Source organism: Pseudomonas sp. SA195 (genome assembly GCF_054131565.1).
In genome coordinates, this window is record NZ_CP096392.1 from 737,620 (window position 1) to 754,598 (window position 16,979).

Annotated in this window: 11 protein-coding genes; 4 read left to right on the plus strand and 7 right to left on the minus strand. The window is 63.3% G+C overall.

Going from position 1 to position 16,979, the window contains the following annotated elements:
• Positions 1–122: 122 nt before the first annotated feature.
• The gene (locus M1D78_RS03365) at positions 123–1,331 is read left to right on the plus strand and encodes a LysR family transcriptional regulator (RefSeq protein ID WP_437422531.1); all 1,209 of its coding nucleotides are present in this window, start codon (positions 123–125) and stop codon (positions 1,329–1,331) included.
• A gap of 67 nt (positions 1,332–1,398) precedes the next feature.
• Here M1D78_RS03365 and M1D78_RS03370 read toward each other — a convergent pair whose 3' ends face one another.
• From M1D78_RS03370 to M1D78_RS03400, 7 genes are all read right to left on the minus strand, one after another.
• A complete protein-coding gene (locus M1D78_RS03370) occupies positions 1,399–2,655 on the minus strand; it encodes a gallate dioxygenase (protein WP_437422532.1) in 1,257 nt (418 codons plus the stop codon).
• A gap of 17 nt (positions 2,656–2,672) precedes the next feature.
• Positions 2,673–4,010 carry an MFS transporter gene (locus M1D78_RS03375; protein ID WP_437422533.1) on the minus strand — a complete coding sequence of 446 codons (1,338 nt, stop codon included), beginning with the start codon at positions 4,008–4,010 and terminating at the stop codon, positions 2,673–2,675.
• 159 nt (positions 4,011–4,169) lie between these two features.
• Positions 4,170–5,858 (minus strand): tannase/feruloyl esterase family alpha/beta hydrolase, encoded by a 1,689-nt coding sequence (locus M1D78_RS03380; RefSeq protein WP_437422534.1) that lies wholly within the window; start codon positions 5,856–5,858, stop codon positions 4,170–4,172.
• Positions 5,859–5,999: 141 nt separating this feature from the next.
• Positions 6,000–6,836, minus strand: a complete 837-nt coding sequence (locus M1D78_RS03385) for an ABC transporter ATP-binding protein (protein ID WP_437422535.1) — start codon at positions 6,834–6,836, stop codon at positions 6,000–6,002.
• Positions 6,833–7,900: a FecCD family ABC transporter permease gene (locus tag M1D78_RS03390; RefSeq protein WP_437422536.1), complete on the minus strand. Its 1,068-nt coding sequence runs from the start codon at positions 7,898–7,900 to the stop codon at positions 6,833–6,835. Before M1D78_RS03390 ends, M1D78_RS03385 begins: the two co-directional genes overlap by 4 nt.
• Entirely contained in the window at positions 7,897–8,898 is a 1,002-nt protein-coding gene (locus M1D78_RS03395; protein ID WP_437422537.1) for a FecCD family ABC transporter permease, read from the minus strand. The genes M1D78_RS03390 and M1D78_RS03395 overlap by 4 nt, the downstream gene beginning before the upstream one ends.
• Positions 8,898–9,806, minus strand: coding sequence for an ABC transporter substrate-binding protein (locus M1D78_RS03400; protein ID WP_437422538.1), 909 nt, complete (start codon positions 9,804–9,806; stop codon positions 8,898–8,900). The genes M1D78_RS03395 and M1D78_RS03400 overlap by 1 nt, the downstream gene beginning before the upstream one ends.
• Positions 9,807–10,289: 483 nt before the next feature.
• Between M1D78_RS03400 and M1D78_RS03405 the strand changes: the two genes are divergently transcribed.
• The 3 genes from M1D78_RS03405 to M1D78_RS03415 all read left to right on the plus strand — a co-directional run bounded on the left by M1D78_RS03405 (position 10,290) and on the right by M1D78_RS03415 (position 16,978).
• A complete protein-coding gene (locus tag M1D78_RS03405) occupies positions 10,290–12,542 on the plus strand; it encodes a FepA family TonB-dependent siderophore receptor (protein ID WP_437422539.1) in 2,253 nt (750 codons plus the stop codon).
• Positions 12,543–12,725: 183 nt separating this feature from the next.
• The gene (locus M1D78_RS03410; RefSeq protein ID WP_437422540.1) at positions 12,726–13,886 is read left to right on the plus strand and encodes an efflux RND transporter periplasmic adaptor subunit; all 1,161 of its coding nucleotides are present in this window, start codon (positions 12,726–12,728) and stop codon (positions 13,884–13,886) included.
• The gene (locus M1D78_RS03415) at positions 13,883–16,978 is read left to right on the plus strand and encodes a multidrug efflux RND transporter permease subunit (protein ID WP_437422541.1); all 3,096 of its coding nucleotides are present in this window, start codon (positions 13,883–13,885) and stop codon (positions 16,976–16,978) included. The genes M1D78_RS03410 and M1D78_RS03415 overlap by 4 nt, the downstream gene beginning before the upstream one ends.
• Position 16,979: the final 1 nt, after the last annotated feature.

A 16,979-nucleotide genomic window follows, 5' to 3' on the forward strand; every position in this document is an offset into this window, starting at 1 on the left:
CACCAGGCGCCGCGGCGTTGTAATGCAATAGACGGCTCGCCCCATACCTTTTATTTATTGCCCGGCCTGTGCGTATGGCGGCATAGTGGCGCCGTCCGCCGCCTTGAGGGATCTCGAGCCCTATGATTCATGAACTTCCGAACCTGATGCAGGTGCGCGCATTCGTCCGAGTAGCCGAACATGGCAGCGTGTCGAAGGCCTCTGGAGCGCTCTATCGCGCGCAATCGGTGGTGACCCGCGCCATCGCCGATCTTGAAGCACGGCTGGGCGTCACCTTGTTCGAGCGGCACGCCAACGGTATGCGCCTGACCGACCCAGGCAGTCGTGTGCTGCCACGCGCCCATCGGGTACTGACCGAGCTCGAAAGCGTGCCGCTGCACCTCGGCATCGAGACCGCACGGCTCACCGAGCCGCTGTACCTCTACCAGGCGCGACGCCTGCAGCTGTTCGTCAAGCTCTGCGAAACTCACCACATGCAAACGGTGGCGAGCCTGTTCGGGCTTAGCCAGCCGGCGGTCAGCGCGGCGCTCAAGGTGCTCGAGGATGGCTGTGGTGCGCGTCTGTTCGAACGAACGCCACGGGGTCTGCAGCCAACGCGCGCGAGCCTCGACATCCTCTTCCCGATCCGTCGCGCGCTGAACGAGCTGCGGCACATCGATGGCGACCTTGCGGCGCTACAGGGCGCCCTGCGCGGGCTGGTCAACATCGGTTCGCTACCGCTGGGGCGCACGCGCATCCTGCCCGAAGCGATCGTACGGCTCACCTCGGCCCACCCCGGTGTGCAGGTCGCGACCAACGAGAGTCCGTTCGACCTATTGGCGACTGAGCTGCGCGCGGGCGACCTGGACTTCATCTTTGGCGCGCTCCGCCCGGCCGCCTATGCAAGCGATCTGCATGGTGAGGCGCTGTTGACCGAGGAAATGGTGATTCTGGCGCGTGCTGGCCATCCGCTTCTAGGGGCCGTGGTGCAGCCGAGCGACCTGCTACATGCGCGTTGGGTGCTGCCGCGGGCCAACACGCCGGCGCGGCAACTGCTCGAGACATGCTTTGCGGGTGCCGGCATGGCTGCGCCCTGGCCGGTGGTGGAGAGCGGTGACCTGGCGATCATCCGCGGTCTGCTGCTGCGCTCGGACATGCTGGCGGCGGTGTCGGCGCACCAGCTCGACGAGGAAATCCGGGCGGGAGACCTGCGCATCCTCGCGTGGCCGCTGAAGCAGACGACCCGCGCGATAGGCCTGACCTACCGTACCGCCAGCCTGCATACGCCCGCAGCGCGGGCGTTGATGGACGCGATCCGTGAGGTCACCGAGTCCCTGCCTTCGCCTGCATGAGGTGAGAGCCTCGACGCGGGCATGGCAGGGTTCCGGTGCCGGAGAACGCTGGATCGCTCTGCCGCGCTCAGCTCTTGCGCGCCACGCCGTAGCGCACCTGCTGGTTGCGCGTCTTGAGAAAGGTCTCGACGTCTTCGCCGCGCATGCCGGCATAAATGTCGAGGTTGGAAATACCGAGCACCGCGCCAAGTTTCTCCAGGCCAAAGAAGATAGCGCCGTACTGCATTAGGCCGCGCCAGTCGCGCCGGCGCAGCAGGTCGCGTTCCTCTTCGCTGAGGGCCGCTTCCTCGAACAGCGCCTCGGGCTCGGCCAGAAAGCGCTCACGCCAGGCCGGCTCGATCATGCGGCGCAGGAATTTGTTGAGGCGGTAGCCCTTGGCGCTGCGCTCCAGCGTGAAGGGATAGCTGCCTTCGAGCTTCTCGGCACCAGCCAGCTGATGCGCCATGTGCTCGCGGTGGCGAGCGTTGACGTCCACTGGCAATGGCTTGTCCAGGTTCTCCAATAACAGCGTGGAGATGCCCGTCATGGACGGCAGGTAATAGGCTGAGTGCAGCTTCTTCACGTTGTTCGACAGCGCGCCGCGCATGATGAGATGGCCGACCACTTCTGCACCCTCGACGCCGCCAAGCGCCGCGTACTCGGCGATGGTCATCTCGGTCAAACGCTCGGGGTCGTTGACCAGCAGCTCGATGAACTCCTCGTCCCACTGGGTGTTGTTGAATCCGCAGCGCTCGCCGTGCACCTGATGCGACAGGCCGCCGGTGGCGACCAGTGCGACCTTGATGTCCTGCGGGAAGCTTTCGATGGCTTTGCGCAGGGCGCGGCCGAGTTTGTAGAAGCGCGCCGCCGAGGGGATCGGAAATTGCAGCACGCCGATTTGCAGCGGGACGATTTTCAGCGGCCAGCCGTCCTGGTAGGGCAGCAGTGCCGACATTGGGGAGAAGAAGCCGTGATCCAGCGGCTTGTCGCGAAAGAAGCTCATGTCGAACTCGTCGGCAACAAGGCTCGTGGCGATGTGACGCGACAGCTCGGCATGCCCGCCAATGGCCGGCAGGTCGCGCGGTTGACCGCCCTCGTCGGCGACCTCGTAGCGATCGTCAACGCCCAGCGCGAAGGCGCTGTAGTGGTCGAAGAAGAACGAGGTGACGTGGTCGTTGAAGATGTACAGCAGTACGTCCGGCTGTTGCTCGCCCAGCCAGGCCTTGACCGGTTCGAAGCTTTCGAAGATCGGCGCCCAGGCCGCTTCTTCTTGCTTGTCGTGGTCGACGGCGAAGCCGATGGTCGGGGTGTGGGAAACAGCGAGGCCACCAATGATGCGTGCCATGAGGTCAGTCCTTTATGTCAGTGCGCCGCGACGGCGCGGTTGGCTTGGCGAGCGGCATAGCCGTTGGCGAGGATCGCCAGGGCCGCGATGAACGCCGGCAGGCCCAGCAGGGCGAACAGGGTTGGCAGGCCCAAGCCGAGGCTTAGCACCACGCCGCCGATCAGTGATCCGAAAATCGCGCCGAAGCGGCCTATCCCGAGCATCCAGCTCACGCCTGTCGCGCGGAATTCGGTCGGATAATAAGCCGGTGCGAACGCGTTGAGGCCAGTCTGCGCGCCGCTCATGCAGAATCCGGCAGCGATCACGCCGAGCGTCAGCAGGCTGGATTCGAGGCTGAAGGCACCCAGCAGCAGAATCGCGGCACCGCCGAGCGCGTAAGACCCGGCAATGACCCGGTTGGGGTTGCGGCGGTCCATCAGCCAGCCGACCACCAGCGCACCAACCGTACCGCCGACCTGGAAGAGCCCGGTAATCGTCGCGGCGCGCTCGATGGAAACGCCACCGTCACGTAGCAGGGTCGGCAGCCAGCCCATCATGAGATAGATGACCAGCAGCCCCATGAAGTAAGTGAGCCAAAGGGCCAGGGTGCCGAAACGGTACTTGTCGCTGAACAGCATGCGCACCGGCGTCTTGGTTGGCTCGCTGGAGTCGGCCGTGATGAAACGGGTGTTGCCGTCGAAGCGACCACCGATCCTGTTCAGCACGACGGCGATCTTGTGCGCGGGTGCCTTGCGCGCGGCGAGGAAGCTCGCCGATTCTGGCAGGTACACCCACAGGAACGGCAACAGCAGCAGCGGCAGGATGCCGCCAGCGGCCAGTACCGATTCCCAACCATAGTGGGGAATTAGGTAGGCGGCGAGAAAGCCACCGCAGCCCGAGCCCAGATTGAAGCCGGTGAACATCAGGGTGATCAGCAGCGCGCGTTTACCCTGGGGCAGATACTCCGAGACCAGCGTCGTGGTATTGGGCAGAGCGGCGCCAAGTGCGATACCGATGACCAGGCGCAGGCCCGCCAGCTCGTACGGATTACGTGCGAAGGCGCAGGCGACGCTGAGGATGCTGAAAATGGTGACAGCAGTTAAGAGAACGGTCTTGCGGCCGAATCTGTCGGCGTAGGGGCCGGCCGCCAGGGCGCCGATGGCCAGGCCGACCATACCTGCGCTCATCACCGGGCCAAAGGCGGACCGGGACAAGCCCCATTCCTGCATTAGAGAAGGGGCGATAAAGCCCATGACAGCGACATCGAAGCCGTCGAATACCACTACCAGAAAGCACAGGCCGAGAATCAGCCATTGATAGCGGGAAATGGGACGATCATCGATCCACGTCTTCACATCGACTGTGGCGTTACCCATAGCATTCACCTTTTGTTTTTGTAAAAAGGGCGATGCCGACATGACCGGCATCGCCCACTTTTCGGGTGGCCTGACTCTAAGCGCACCCAACCGAATAAGCGTCTGGTAAATCGTTAACCAGATATCGGTTTTGTTTATCCAAAAGGCCGGAGGTGTGTTTCACAGCTCCCGAGGCGTGTACGGGCTGTAGAAGTCCGAGCCCCTCCAAGCAGGCGTTGGTGCATGGGTCAAAGGCGCGCCGCGCGTGTAGTGACCGTCCTTGCCGGACTGGCCGCGACCCACATAACGCGCTACGTACGGATAGGGGTAGACCGGGCGTCCCTCGCTTGCCGCGACCGGCTTGCTGTGGTGCTGCGTGCCTGCGGCAATGCGGGTAGAGGTGTCGTCGCCTGGCGCGCGTACGAGGATCGCCTCGGGTGCCTGCCCCGATTCGACCCAGCGCATGACGGGCGTCAAGAGGTCGAGCAGATGCGGGCCTTCTCCGTCGCTGCAGTGATACATGCCGGGGACGAGGAAGAGCCGTTCGAAACGCTCGGCCTGGCGACGGCCCATGTAGTTCTGCAGCGCTTCGTGGTAGGCGATGGTGTTGATTGGCGAGATGTGTTGATCGGACCAGCCGTGCCAGAGAATCAGCTTTCCGCCCTTGCCGGCAAAGGCCGAGAGGTCCGGGTTGGTCGAGTCGAACAGCGGGTGGCGGGCGCGCAGGCGGTCGAACGTCTGCGCGTTGAACTGGAGCTGATCGAGAGTGAATCCGGGTTGCGCCGCCCCCTCGAAGACCAGGTAGCGCAGCGCGTCCAGCGCAATGGTCTCGCTGAATATGGGTGCGTCGGCTGATTGTGGTACGAATACACCTGCCCAGGCCAGTTCCGAGCCCGGCTGAGGGCCGGCGATGGCCAGGCGCTCGCCGGTCTCGACATCGCGAGGGCCGTCGTAGAGCTTGCGTACGGTATCGACCTCGGCGGCGGTCAGGCATTGGCTGCCGTCCTGTCCATCGCTGCACTGGATGGTCGCGGGATCGAACTGGCATGCCCTGGGGTCCGTCAGCAGGCCGTCGAGCTGGCCGTCGAGTCCGTCGCATTGAGCGATCACTGCCTGGTGCAACAGCGGCAGTCGCGAGGCGACCAATACGGCACGGCCATCCGCGCCGGTATTCACCCGGGCCTGCCAGCCGTGCAGAAGGGAGTTCTGCACCTGGAAGTTCATCGCCGGCGCGCCGGCAACGATGCCGTCGAAGTCATCCGGATACCGCTGTGCCTCGACCAGTGCCTCGCGCCCACCATCCGAGCAGCCGGTGAAGTAGGAATAGGCTGGTTGCTGCCCGTAGAAGGCTTCGATCAATGCTTTCGAGGCTAAGGCCGTGAGGTGTACGCCGCGATGGGCGAAGTCGGCGCGCTTCTGCGGGTCGGCACCGAAGGCGCCGCCATTGCCCTGATGACCCATGTCCGTACTGGCGACGACGAAGCGCCCACGGTCGTAAGGCACGCAGCCATCGGCGGCCGCCGGCTCGAGCGAGATGCGCCCGCAAAGCCCGCCACAACCGATCTGCAGGTAGCGCTGGGTCCAGGTCTGGGTCGGCAGCTCTACGCGAAAGCCGATGCTCGGTGCGAGCACGCCCTCCACGGCGCAGACCGTCACGTCGTTGTCGTTGACCACCTGCTCGGCTGTGACCACGCGGCTGCCCGAGCCGCCGATGGGCGTGAGATCGAACGTCGATAGCGCCGCGCAGCTACCGGCAGGCCGGACCACCGGCAGTTGTGCCAGGTCCTGATGCGGCTGCTTGCCACCGGCCAGCGCCGAGCCGGCCAGGGCGTTCATCAGCGCACCGATTAACAGGGACAGTTTGAGCATCGTCTACACCTCTTATTCTTGTGTGGTTGACCAAGTGTGGGCGAGGCGAAGCGAGGCGCGCAGCGAAATTGCTTAAGCAGGTATCTATTTTTCTTATGATTGGTTCCGAGGGATGGATCAGGGTCAAGGACGCAGCGGTTGTCAGCTGCTGGCGCCGGCCGCGCGGCTGATCGCCGCGATGATCGGGGTGCCATGCAGCGGGTCGCGCAACAGGGTGCAGTGAATGCCATAGAGCGTTTGCACCAGTTCGGGGGTGACGACCTGCTCCGGCGCGCCCTCGGCGACAACACGACCGCCGTGCATGGCGACCAGATGATCGGCGTAACGGCAGGCACTGCTGAGATCATGCACCACCATAACGATGGTCTTGCCGGCGGCGGCGAGCTGGCGAATCAAGTCGAAGACTTCGATCTGGTGGCCGAGATCCAGCGCTGAGGTGGGTTCGTCCAGCAGCAGCAGCGGCGTGTCTTGCGCAATGGCCATGGCAATCCAGGCCCGCTGGCGCTGGCCCCCCGACATCGATTGCAGTGGCCGGTCGGCCAGCGCGACGAGGTCGGCGGCCTGCAGGGCAGCATCGACGATGGCCTGGTCGTGCTCGCTCCATTGCTGCAGCAGCCGCTGGTGCGGTTGTCTGCCGAAGCGGATCAGCTCGGTGACGGTGAGGCCATCCGGCGCGCTGGCTTCTTGCGGCAGCAGGGCAAGTTTTTGCGCGACAGCCCGCGTCGGCAGCTGACTGATGGCCTTGCCGTCGAGCAACACCGCTCCGGCGCTAGGCTTGTGCAGGCGCGACAGGCCGGCCAGCAGGGTGGACTTGCCACAGCCATTGGGGCCGACGATGGCGGTCACTTTGCCGCGGGGGAAATCGAGGTCCAGCCCCTCGATCACGCTTGAATCCCCATAGCCCATGCACAGCTCGCGCGCTTCGAGGCGGACATCGGCCGCGTGACGTTCGATGAGAATCTCGGGAAGTGTGCTCATGCTAGGGTCCGGGAGGGTTGGCGTAACAGAATCCATATCAGGTAAGGCCCGCCGACAATCGCCATGATGATGCCGACCGGTATCTCGACCGGGGCCAGCAGGGTGCGGCCCACCCAGTCGGCGAGGATCATCAGCAGCGCACCGCTCAAGGCTGAGCTGAGCACCGGCACGCCGTGCTGGCGGCAGAGGAAACGGGCCATCTCCGGCGCGACCAGCGCAATCAGCCCCACCGGACCGACAACCGCGACTGCCAGGGCGGTCAACCAGACGGTCAGTAACAAGGTCAGTACACGCATCAGCCCGAGACGCGTGCCCAGGCCGATCGCGACGTTGTCAGAAAAGCGCATCAGCGCCAATGGGCGTACCAGCATCTTAGCCACGGGCAGGCCGAGCGCCAGGCCGATGCCCAGCAGCAGCACCGATTGCGTCGGGCGTGCGTTGAGGCTGCCCACCGTCCACGGATAGGCGGCGTTGGCAGCATCAATGTTAGTGCGGGCCAGCATCAGATTGGTCAGCGCACCGAAGATCACTCCGATCGCGATGCCTACGACGATGAAACGGTAGCCCCGCGCGCCGGCCCCAGCGGCCAGGGCAAAGGTGAGTACCGCTGCGGTGGTCGCGCCGGACAGCGCCAGCAGCGACGGCGCAATGCTGGTCGGGATCGCCACGATGGAGGCGACGGCGAATGCGGTCGCGCCATTGTCGATGCCGATCACGCCCGGAGTAGCGAGGCGGTTGCGCGCCAGCGTTTGCAGCAGACAGCCCGCAGCACCTAGTGCTGCGCCGCTCAGCAAGCCAGCCATGATCCGTGGCATTCGCAGCTCACGGACCAACAGCAGATGCATCGGCTCGCCGTCGCCGAAGGCGGCGAGAAGGGCTTGCCACTGGCTCAGCCCCGGCGTGCCTACAGCGAGCAACCAGCTAGCCGCGAGTAGCAGAATCAGGCACAGCGCGATGCCGACCAGCAGGCTGCGGCGGTGCAACAGCAGCGACAGCGCGCCGATACGCAACAGCCAGTAACCGTGCGGCGTATGGACATGCGGAGTGTGGACCAGGGCATTCATAAGGTTGGCAACCGGTGGCTGCGTACCACGGCGATCAGAATGGGCGCGCCGACCAGGGCCGTGATTACCCCGACTGGCAACTCATAAGGGCGTACCGCCAGCCGGGACAGGATGTCGGCAAACAGGACAATGCAGGGGCCGAGCAGGATCGCCAGGCCGAAGGTGCGGCGTATATCGGTACCGACCAGGCGGCGCGCGATGTAGGGCACCACCAGCCCGACGAAACCGATCGGGCCGGCGGCGGCCGTCGCAGTGCCAACCAGCAGGGCTACGGCCAATAACGTGACCAGCCGCGTGACCTGCGGGTGATGGCCAAGACCGCTGGCGACTCGCTCACCCAGCGACAGCGCTGCCAGCGCAGGGATGAGGGGCAGCGTCAATACCAGTCCGGCTATCAGGCCCGGCAGGCTCCAGACAAGCGTATCGAGGGGGCGGCCCGCAAGAGCGCCAATCACCCAGAAGCGCATCTCGTCAGCGGTGCGCTGGTCTTGTAGCAGCAGCATGCTGCTCATGGCCGTCAGCAACCCGGAAAACGCGGCGCCAGCAAGCACGAGCCTCACCGGATCGTTGCCCACGCCGCGCATCTGGGTGACCAGAAGCACCAGAAGGCAACCGGCCAGCGCGCCGCCGACCGCTACCATCAGATTGAGCGATGCGGCACTCGCGCCCAGCGCTATGGCGAGCACCACCGCAAACGACGCCCCGGCACTTACGCCCATCAGTCCTGGCTCGGCCAGCGGATTGCGGGTGACCGATTGCAACAGCAGGCCGGCGGCACCGAGCGCAACACCCACTAGCACGCCGAGTTCGGTGCGTGGCCAGCGCAGGTCATAGACGACGAAGCGCGCCTGTTCGTCCGCCGCGCCGAAAAGCGCAAGCAGGCTGCGTGCGATGCCGACATCGCCCGCGCCTAACATCAGGCTCGTCAGGCATAGCAACAAGAGGCACGCGCCCACGCAGGTCAGCGCAGGCGCCAGGGAAAGGCGAGACGCGAGCATCAGTCGAGCAGAACCTTCTCCACATCATCCAGTACACGTTGCGCGGCGAGGTAGCCGGAGCTGCTGCTCCAGACCTGGCCATCGACCGTGACCACATGATTGTTCTTTACCGCATCCAGCCGCGTGAAGGCGGGCTGCTGGCGCGCTTCCTCGAGCGCCTTGCGACCATCGGTGTTGAGCGTGGCGAGGAAGATCCAGTCGGCATCGGCCTTGTCGAGATTCTCCAAGCTGAGGATGTCGGTGTGCGGCTTCTTCGTTTGCGTAGCCAGTTCGTTCGGCTTGAAGCCGATCGAGTCCAGCAACTGGCCGACGAACAACTGGCTGGACATGATGAAGGGCCCCTGGGGATTCCAGCGGACCACGCTGACCTGTGGGCTGCCGGACAGGCGTTCGCGCATCGAAGCAAGGCGCTTGTCGATTTCATCAAGGCGGCGCTTGCCCTCGTCCTGCTTACCAAGCGCCTCGGTATACACAGCGTAGACCTGCCGCCAGTCCTCGAAGGAGCCGCCCTTGGGCACCACGGTTGGGGCGATCAGGCTGAGCCGGTCGTACTGCGCCTTCGGCAGCTCACCCGACGCCAGGATAAGGTCGGGCTGCTGCGCCAGTACTGCCTCGAGGTTGGGCTCGCGAACCGTGCCGACCAGGGCGATCTTGCCCGCCTGCTCCTTGAGATAATCCGGTACATCGGTGCCGCCACGGCTGGCCAGGGTGCCAACCGGTTGGACGCCAACTGACAGCGCCGCATCCAGCGCGTTGTCGCTTAGCGCGACTACGCGTTGCGGAACACCATCGAGCTTGATCGGGCCGTAGAGGCTGTCAACGATTCGATCGGCGGCGTGTAGTTGGCTACAGGCCAGCAGGGTGGTGATGAGCAGACAGGTCAATGAGCGTAGCGGATGTCGGGACATTGGGGGCTCCTGATACAAAGCGTGCGCCTGGTTGGCGCGGCGAAAAAGAGAGTCGCGACCTTACTCTCTCGCTTAATGGCAATCACTCTCGTTTACGTCGTCTTTACATTCTCGCATGAATGTTTGGCTGAGGTCTTCTGCCTGAGCGTTAACTTTCACGAAGCGAGGGGGACGCATCACGCCGTCGAACAGGCCGGACGCGTTGTGCTTCGCTCCACCTGACACCAGCGCTATATCGCTGCCAAAACCTACCTTGCACAAGGGGCGTGCAAGTGCGGTCGCTCCGCTCGCTTCAATCAAACGAATGCCTGCAGACGAATCGAATGGCTCGTGCGTCTGGAAATGTATATTTTGTAAATAATATTTACTCACAAATACGAATAAATACCATTCGTGGCGCTTCCGTGCAGGGCATACCGAACGTTGCCGCTCCGTCCGCAGCGTCTGGACGCCGCCATGCCGGCCCCAAACAAGGAGACCCAAATGCGACCGGACTTCAGAATCAGCGCCCTTACCTTTGCCATCATCATTGCCGTTTCGCCGTTTTCATCGGCGCAGGAGGCGACTGCGGACCCCGTGGTCGAACTTCAGGATATCTGGGTAATGGGCACGGCCGAGCAAGAGCTCAAGCAGGCCCCCGGGGTCTCGATAATCACCGAGGAGGACTTGAAGAAGCGTCCGCCGGTGAATGACATCTCCGATCTGGTACGCAAGATGCCCGGTGTCAACCTGACCGGCAACGGTACCACTGGCTCGCGTGGAAACAACCGCCAGATCGACCTACGTGGCATGGGCCCGGAAAACACCCTGATTCTCATCGACGGCAAGCCGGTCACGTCCCGCAACTCGGTCCGTTACACCCGTGCCGGTGAGCGGGACACGCGCGGTGACAGCAACTGGGTACCGGCCGAACAGATCGAGCGCATCGAAGTGCTGCGCGGCCCGGCGGCAGCCCGCTACGGCTCCGGCTCCATGGGCGGGGTGGTGAACATCATCACCAAGCGCCCGACCGACAAGCTCACCGGATCGATCACCGCTTACACCAACATTCCCGAAGACGACGCGGAAGGCGTGACCAAGCGCACCAACTTCAGCCTCGCCGGTCCGTTGACCGATGCACTTACCTTCCGCGTGTATGGCAACCTCAACAAGACCGACGCGGACGACGCCGACATCAACCTGGCCCACACCGACACGGCGTCCGGCGCGTCCCTGGCGGCCGGTCGGGAAGGGGTTCGTAACAAGGACATCAACGGCTTGCTGAGCTGGGCCCTCGACGACCAACAAACGCTGGACTTCGAGGCCGGCTATAGCCGACAGGGCAACATCTACGCCGGTGACGTCGGCACGGGCGGTACCGAATCCCTGGACCCAACTAGCAACATCAGCCCCTGGCTGGGTCGCGAGACCAACACCATGTACCGCCAGAACTACTCGGTCAGCCATCACGGCAACTGGGGGTTCGGCACTTCTCGCCTGACCGCGCAATACGAGCGTACCGACAACCGCCGTCTGCTCGAAGGCCAGACCGGGAGTGTCGATGGTGACATCAGTGCCGGTTCCGACAAGCAGACCAGCATCTATCAGAGCTATCTGGTCCAGGGGCAGTTGGATATTCCGCTACAAGCCCTGCGCTACCAGACGCTTACGGTCGGCGCGGAATGGAATCGCCAGGAGCTCGACGACCCGTCGACCTTCGCCCGAGATATCGGTACGGGAAGCTGGTATGAGCTGTCTAACTCCGCCGCTGATGCTCGCTCCAGCGAGATGGACGCGACCATGATGGCGTTGTTCGTCGAGGACAACATCGAGCTGACGCCGGGCTGGATCCTCACGCCAGGCTTGCGTCTCGACCACCATGACCAATTCGGCTTCAATTGGAGCCCGAGCCTGAACAGTGCCTACCAGCTGACCGACAGCATCTCCATCAAGGGTGGTGTCGCGCGTGCGTTCAAGGCACCGAACCTTTATCAGTCCAACCCCAACTACCTGTATCGCAGCAACGGCAATGGTTGTGCCGAGGGCACGACCTCCAGCGGCGGCTGCTACATCCTGGGTAACGAAAACCTCGACCCCGAGATCAGTATCAACAAGGAAATCGGCATCAACTTCGCGAGCGGCGGCTGGCACGCGGGGGTGACGTACTTCCGCAACGACTACGACAGCAAGATCGTCTCGTCGAACGTGCTGCTCGGAACCGTCACCAACCCATCCAACCCGACGCAGTACGCGGGCATTCTGCAGTGGGATAACGCCAAGGATGCGGTGGTCAAGGGCTGGGAGGGCAGCATTGGGGTTCCGCTGCTGGGGGTAGAAGGTGACCTGTTGAGCTGGAACACCAACTTCACCTACATGCAGGACAACACGGACAGTGACGGAAACCCCTTGTCGGTCGTGCCCGAGTACACCATCAACAGCATGCTCGACTGGCAGGCGACCCAACAGCTCGCGCTCAGCCTGACCGCCACCTTCTATGGCAAGCAGGAACCGCGGGTTTACAACCCGACCACCGACACTGAAGTGACTGCCGAAAACCAGCTTCAGACGCTCGATCCCTACCACATCTGGAGTCTGGGCGGGACTTACGAGGTGAGCAAAAACCTGACGCTGGGCGCCGGTATCAACAACCTGTTCGACAAGCGTATCTATCGCGAAGGCGCAGGGACCACCGCCGGCGCGAGCACCTACAACGAGCCAGGTCGATCCTTCTACGCCTCGATCACGACTTCGTTCTGATCCGCTCCTTTGGTTGACTTATTGGTTGACCCTTACTCCGCCGGGCTCTGGTCCGGCGGATTTTTTTTTTTGGCCACCGCGCTGCTTGCTGACGGTCCTGTCAGGTTGCGGTCACCCTACTGACCGGCGTAGCGGGTTATAAGAGCGGCTGGACATTCTTCGGCCATTCCCGGTGTATGACTGATGCATAACCGAAGCAAGGCGATATGGATTTTGGGCGCGCTGGTGCTAACAGGGGCCGCGGGACGTTGGCTTTTGGCCGAGCCCGAGACCGCCACGCCCGCAAAGCCGCGGGCAGTGCCGGTTCGAGTGGTAACGGTTGAACGCAAGGACGTAGAGGACTTCGCGATCGGCATCGGTCGTGTCGCCTCCATGCAAAGCGTGGTGATCCGCACGCAGATCGACGGGGTGCTGACTAGGCTCCATGTGGACGAAGGGCAGTGGGTGAAGGCAGGCGATCTGCTGGCCACCATCGATGACCGGTCCGCTCGTGCCAGCCTGCAACAGGCCAAGGCGCAGCTCGACCAGAGCCAGGCTCAGCTGACCGGCGCGGAAATCGATCTCAAGCGCTACCGTGAACTGGTCGCCGAAAAGGGCGTGTCTCGCCAGACGTTCGATCAGCAAGAGGCCCTGGTGAATCAGCTCAGGGCCACGCTCGCTGGGAACAAGGCCGCCATTGTCGCCGCCGAAGTCCAGCTGTCGCATACCCGCATACTTTCGCCAGTGACCGGCAGGGTGGGCATTCGCAGCGTGGACGAGGGTAACTTTCTGCGTGCCAGCGATGCCGATGGCCTGTTCTCGGTCACGCAGATCGCCCCTATCTCGGTTGAATTTTCGCTGCCGCAGGTCATGTTGCCCACCTTGCAGCGCTTGCTGGAGGTCCCAGAGGCGGCGCCGGTTTCTGCCTACCTCACTGGCGAGGGGAGCGATGATGTACTCCTCGCTGAGGGGCGTCTGCGCCTGATAGACAATCAGGTTTCCGCCAGCACCGGCACGCTGCGAGTCAAAGCCGAATTTGCCAACGATGATCACGCGCTCTGGCCAGGCCAGCTGGTGAACGTCAGGGTGCGGACCGGGCAGTTCCCGGCGGCGCTGACCGTCCCGCCTCGTGCCGTATCGCGTGGGCTGGAAGGTCACTTCGTGTACCGCCTCGACGGCAACGTTGCCGAACTGCAGCCGGTTACCGTCAAGCATCAGAGCGAACGGCTGTTTATCGTCGAGGGCGTCAGCGCTGGCGACAGACTGGTCAGCGATGGGCAGTCGAGACTGAAACCGGGTGTGGAAGTCGAGGTGCTTGAAGGCCAACACGCCGATCCGGCGATGGTTACGCAGGCGCAACCATGAACGGTCGCGGCTCGGTTTCCACCTGGTGCGTCAATCATCCGGTTGCATCGTTGCTGCTGACGTTCGCGTTGTTGCTGCTGGGGGTGATCGCTTATCCACGGCTGGCAGTCGCGCCGCTTCCCGAAGCGGAATTTCCCACGATCGAGGTCACCGCACAGCTACCCGGTGCCAGCCCGGAGACCATGGCGTCGGCGGTCGCCACGCCGCTGGAGGTGCAGTTCAGCTCGATTTCCGGCCTCAGCCAGATGACCTCCAGCAGCGCGCTGGGCTCGACCACCCTGGTGCTGCAGTTCAGCCTCGATAAGAGCATCGACACTGCGGCGCAGGAAGTGCAGGCCGCCATCAGCAGTGCCGCCGGCAAATTGCCGCAGGACATGCCCAGTCTCCCGACCTGGCGCAAGGTCAACCCAGCGGACAGTCCGGTGTTGGTGCTGACGGTTCGTTCCACGCTGATGCCCGCTACCGAGCTCAGCGACTTGGTCGAAACCGTGCTTGCTCGACAGATCAGCCAGATCGAAGGCGTGGGGCTGATCAACATCACCGGTCAGCGACGTCCGGCCATTCGTGTGCAGGCGTCGGCGGACAAGCTCGCGGCGGTGGGCCTGACGCTCGCCGATGTGCGCCAGGCGATCCAGAACACCAACCTCAACCTCGCCAAGGGTGCGCTTTATGGCGAGTCAAGCATCTCGACGATCTCAACCAATGACCAGCTGTTCCAGGCCGAAGAATACGGACGGCTCATTGTCTCGTACGTGGATGGGGCGCCGGTCCACCTCGCCGACGTCGCGCGGGTGGTGGCCGGCTCGGAAAACGATTACGCCCAGGCCTGGGCTGGACTGGAACCGAGTCTGAACCTGGTTATCAGGCGCCAGCCTGGCGCCAATATCGTCGATACGGTCGACCGTATTCAGGCCGCATTGCCGCAGCTTCGGTCGCTATTGCCGGCGTCGGTGGACGTGGCAGTGCTCAACGACCGTACCGGTACCATCCGCGCCTCCCTGCACGAGGTTGAAATCACCTTGATGATCGCCGTTGTGCTGGTCGTTGGGGTGATGGCGCTATTCCTGCGACAGTGGTCCGCCACCCTGATCGTCTCGAGCGTTCTCGGCGTGTCGCTGGTGGCATCGTTTTCACTCATGTACCTGTTTGGCTTCAGTCTCAACAACCTGACGCTGGTCGCGATCGTGATCGCGGTAGGTTTTGTCGTGGATGATGCGATCGTCGTGGTGGAAAACATCCACCGTCATCTCGAGGCGGGGGAAAGCAGCCGCGACGCCGCGATAAAAGGTGCCAGCGAGATCGGGTTCACCGTCATTTCGATCAGTGTTTCGCTGGTTGCCGCGTTCATCCCGCTCCTGTTCATGGGGGGCGTGGTAGGGCGCTTGTTCAAGGAATTCGCGTTGACGGCCACCTCGACGATTCTGGTCTCGGTCGTGGTGTCGCTGACCCTCGCGCCTACGCTGGCGGCCTTGTTCATGCGTCCTCCGCGGCATGACGTGGTTGAGCAGCCGGGCATAAGCGAACGCCTGCTCGGCCATTACGCCAAAGGGCTGCGTGGGGCGCTGGCCCATCAGCGCGCCATGCTCGCGCTGTTCAGCCTGACGCTCGCACTGGCCGTCGCCGGCTATGTGTACATCCCCAAGGGGTTCTTTCCGGTGCAGGACACCGGCTTCGTGCTCGGAACCACCGAAGCCGCTGCAGACGTTTCCTATCAGGACATGGTGGAAAAGCACCTGGAACTTGCCCGCATCCTGTCGGACGACCCTGCCGTCAGGGCGTTTTCCCATGCGGTTGGGGCGACTGGCAGCAACCAGACCGTCGCCAACGGGCGCTTCTGGATTTCCCTGAAAGACCGTGACCAACGTGACGTGTCAGCCAGCGCTTTTATTGATCGTGTTCGTGCCAAACTCGGAGCCGTGCCAGGCATCGTCCTCTATCTGCGCGCCGGGCAGGACATCAACCTCAGCGCGGGTGCCAGTCGCAGCCAATATCAGTACGTCCTCAAAGGCAACGACGGCCCCATGCTGAACGCCTGGACCGAGCGGTTGACCGAGCACCTGCGCCAGAATCAGGCGTTCAGGGACATTTCCAACGATCTGCAACTGGGCGGCAGTACCACGCCGATCACGATCGATCGCGCAGCCGCTGGTCGCTTCGGGTTGACCACCCGTGATATCGATAACGCACTTTACGATGCCTTCGGGCAACGCCAGATCAGCGAATACCAGACCGAAACGAATCAGTACAACATCATTCTGGAGCTCGGCGAGCAGCAGCGAGGAACGTCTCGAAGCCTCGATTACTTCTATCTGCGTTCGCCGCTCACTGGCGAAATGGTGCCGCTATCGGCAGTGGCCCGCGTGGGCGCGCCCATCAGTGGTCCCTTGTCTATCGCGCATGACGGCATGTCGCCGGCAGCCAATCTGTCGTTCAACCTTGCCCCTGGGGTTGCGCTAGGAGATGCGGTTACGGCGCTCGAGCGGGCCAGAGCCGAAATTGGCATGCCTGCCGAAATCTCTGGAAGCTACCAGGGTGCCGCGCAGGCTTTTCAAAGTTCGCTTGCCAGCCAGCCCTGGCTGATTCTTGCGGCCCTGGTCGCGGTCTACATCATCCTTGGCGTCTTGTATGAAAGCCTGGTTCATCCCTTGACCATTATCTCCACGCTGCCATCGGCCGGGCTGGGGGCTCTGGTGATGCTCTGGCTGTTCGGCCAGGACTTCTCCATCATGGCGCTGATCGGGCTGGTGCTACTGATCGGCATCGTCAAGAAGAACGGCATCCTGATGATCGATTTCGCGCTGGAGGCTCAGCGCAGCCGAGGCCTGTCGCCGCAGGATGCCATCTACGAGGCGTGCATCACGCGCTTTCGCCCGATCATGATGACGACCATCGCAGCCATGCTTGGCGCAGTGCCACTGATCATCGGATCCGGGCCTGGCGCCGAGCTGCGCCAGCCTCTGGGGATTGCCGTGGTGGGTGGGTTGCTGGTTAGCCAGGCGCTGACCCTGTTCACCACACCGGTCATATACTTGCTGCTGGAGCGTGTCTTGCATCGCCGCGCTCCGGCCTACGAACCTGCAACCGAGCACTGAG

Bases quoted from the DNA above. Each gene is read 5' to 3' on its own strand.
- M1D78_RS03385 (WP_437422535.1), bottom strand. From the start codon at position 6,836: ATGAGCACACTTCCCGAGATTCTCATCGAACGTCACGCGGCCGATGTC.
- M1D78_RS03380 (WP_437422534.1), bottom strand. From the start codon at position 5,858: ATGCTCAAACTGTCCCTGTTAATCGGTGCGCTGATGAACGCCCTGGCC.
- M1D78_RS03400 (WP_437422538.1), bottom strand. From the start codon at position 9,806: ATGTCCCGACATCCGCTACGCTCATTGACCTGTCTGCTCATCACCACC.
- M1D78_RS03410 (WP_437422540.1), top strand. From the start codon at position 12,726: ATGCATAACCGAAGCAAGGCGATATGGATTTTGGGCGCGCTGGTGCTA.
- M1D78_RS03395 (WP_437422537.1), bottom strand. From the start codon at position 8,898: ATGCTCGCGTCTCGCCTTTCCCTGGCGCCTGCGCTGACCTGCGTGGGC.
- M1D78_RS03365 (WP_437422531.1), top strand. From the start codon at position 123: ATGATTCATGAACTTCCGAACCTGATGCAGGTGCGCGCATTCGTCCGA.
- M1D78_RS03370 (WP_437422532.1), bottom strand. From the start codon at position 2,655: ATGGCACGCATCATTGGTGGCCTCGCTGTTTCCCACACCCCGACCATC.
- M1D78_RS03390 (WP_437422536.1), bottom strand. From the start codon at position 7,900: ATGAATGCCCTGGTCCACACTCCGCATGTCCATACGCCGCACGGTTAC.
- M1D78_RS03375 (WP_437422533.1), bottom strand. From the start codon at position 4,010: ATGGGTAACGCCACAGTCGATGTGAAGACGTGGATCGATGATCGTCCC.
- M1D78_RS03415 (WP_437422541.1), top strand. From the start codon at position 13,883: ATGAACGGTCGCGGCTCGGTTTCCACCTGGTGCGTCAATCATCCGGTT.
- M1D78_RS03405 (WP_437422539.1), top strand. From the start codon at position 10,290: ATGCGACCGGACTTCAGAATCAGCGCCCTTACCTTTGCCATCATCATT.